Consider the following 1,999-nt stretch of genomic DNA (forward strand, 5'->3'; position numbering starts at 1 on the left):
CATCGGGGAGAGCACAGCCGACCGGGAAACCGGCGGAAGACAGGCCCCGGGCCCTACCGCCAGGAGACGCCACTGCGCCAGCTCCCGACCCTACATCCTCGAACTGCCTGAGCCACGCGGTGGTTCTGAAGAACGGCGATGGCCTTGCAGAGGTGGCCTGCCTTGCCAGGGCTGCAGCGTAGCTTGCGGAGGATCTTCCAGCCTTTGAGCTGGGCGTTCGCGCGTTCGCCCGGGCCGCGGAGCTTGGCGTGGGCGCGGTTGGCCCGCTTCTGCGAGGCGGGCTTGTTCCGACCCTTGTACGGGGTGATCACCGGCCCTTCGGCCCCTTGATAGCCCTTGTCGGCCAACGTGATGATCCCGGCCTGCTCAAGCGCGCGCAAGATGCCCCAGATGCGGGCGGCGCTCAGGTCATGGGTCTTGCCCGGCAGGGCTCCGGACGTCCACAGGATCGTCCCGTCCGGAGTGGCGATGACCTGCACGTTCATTCCGTGCACGCGGTGCTTGCCGGAGTAGTAGGGCCGGTCGGCCTTGATCCGGTCGGTACGGATCAGCATGCCGTCCAGGACCAGGTAGTGCAGCCCGTCCCGCTTGGCCTTCCGTAAGGCCTGTCCGAGCTTGGGCGAGCGTGCCGACAGCAGCGCCACCGTCTCCTCCACGTACCTCCAGGCGGTCGCGGTTGACACCTGGAAGCCGGCGCCGAGTTCGGTGTAGGTCTCGCCTTTGCGCAGGTAGACGAGTACGAGCAGGGCTTGTTGTCCCGGGTTGAGCCGCCGCCAGGGCGACTTGATCGCCTTGCGGTGCCGCCGGACGATGGCGGCGACGTAGTTCAGCGTCTGGGAGGACAAATCGACGGCAGCACGATAGAACAGCATCCGAAGCCCCTGGTGGTGACGGACGTGGTTGTGGTGATCAATCCGTCTACCAGGGGTTTCTCTATGCAATCAGGCGAACGCCGACCTTGCGATCACGCTGTGACCAGCGATTCGTCGCCAGGTGGATGAAAATGGCTCACTGCACGCAGTCCGCCCCTTACGACGCCGACTCCCGTGACTGATCCAACGATGATCGATACATCGTCGGTCTCCTGAACAATGCCTCGGCCGCAATCGCGCGAACGCCGGCAAAGCTCCGCCTTGTTGTCCGTTCGCTGCCCTCGCTGGCGGAAGTTTTCTCCGAGTTCTTTCTTGTCTCGGATCAGGCCATCGCGGGCTTGGTCCTGGGATCGCTGTCGATCTATTTTCCTCTGTTGGGCAGCGGTCGCCTTTTTATGCTTTCTCTCGAGCTTTCGGTCCCATTTAGTCTTCTTCTTGCCGCTGGCGTGGTGAGTCTTGGAGAAGGTCTTGTCCGACTTGCGGTTTCCGGTGTCGACGCGGCGGCCGTCGGGGTCGGATTGGTCGATGGGGTTGTTGGCGGCGTAGGAGTAGGGGTTGGCCCATTCGGGGGTGCGCAGGTCGAGTTCCGGATCGGTGGAGATGAACTTGGCGATCGTCGGGTCGTAGTAGCGGGCGCCCAGGTAGGTGAGGTCGGTGGAGGCGTCTTCGGTCTTGCCGAGGAAGCCGAGGTCGGTGAAGGGCAGGTCGTCGGTGCCGCGGCGCTGGCCGAAGGGCAGGTAGCGTTCGCGGCTGACGTTGCCGGTGGTGGCGTTGACGGCCAGTTGGGTGCTGCCGTGCAGTCCGGCCAGCATCCAGGTGACCCCGCCGGGTTCGCGCATGGCCACAAGGGAGCCGTCGCTGCTGCTGTAGTAGCGCTTGCCGGTTATCTGGCCGCTGGCGAGGCGCAGTTCGACCGGGCCGAGGTAGAGGGTGGTGCCGCCGGGGTCGCGGCGGATGAGGCGTTCGCCGGCGGCGTCGTAGACCATCGTGGTGTCCTGGCCGTCGATGGTGGCCTGGTCAAGCTGACCGAGGGGGTTCCAGGTGAAGGTGGCTTGCTTGTTGTCGACGGTGCGGGCGGCGAGTTGGCCGGCGTCGTCGTAGGCGTAGGTGTCGGTGCGGCCGGGGTA

Annotated in this window: 2 protein-coding genes; both read right to left on the minus strand. The window is 65.4% G+C overall.

From position 1 onward, the window contains the following. Positions 1-53: 53 nt before the first annotated feature. Complete coding sequence (locus tag AB0K05_RS44370; protein WP_364237866.1) at positions 54-872, minus strand: transposase family protein; 819 nt, start codon at positions 870-872, stop codon at positions 54-56. A gap of 92 nt (positions 873-964) precedes the next feature. After that, a partial coding sequence (locus AB0K05_RS44375) for an RHS repeat-associated core domain-containing protein (protein ID WP_364237868.1) occupies positions 965-1,999 on the minus strand: 1,035 nt, incomplete at its 5' end.

The sequence above is a fragment of the Nonomuraea sp. NPDC049486 genome, from assembly GCF_040676925.1.
GTDB lineage: Bacteria > Actinomycetota > Actinomycetes > Streptosporangiales > Streptosporangiaceae > Nonomuraea > Nonomuraea ferruginea.

Bases quoted from the DNA above. Each gene is read 5' to 3' on its own strand.
- AB0K05_RS44370 (WP_364237866.1), bottom strand. From the start codon at position 872: ATGCTGTTCTATCGTGCTGCCGTCGATTTGTCCTCCCAGACGCTGAAC.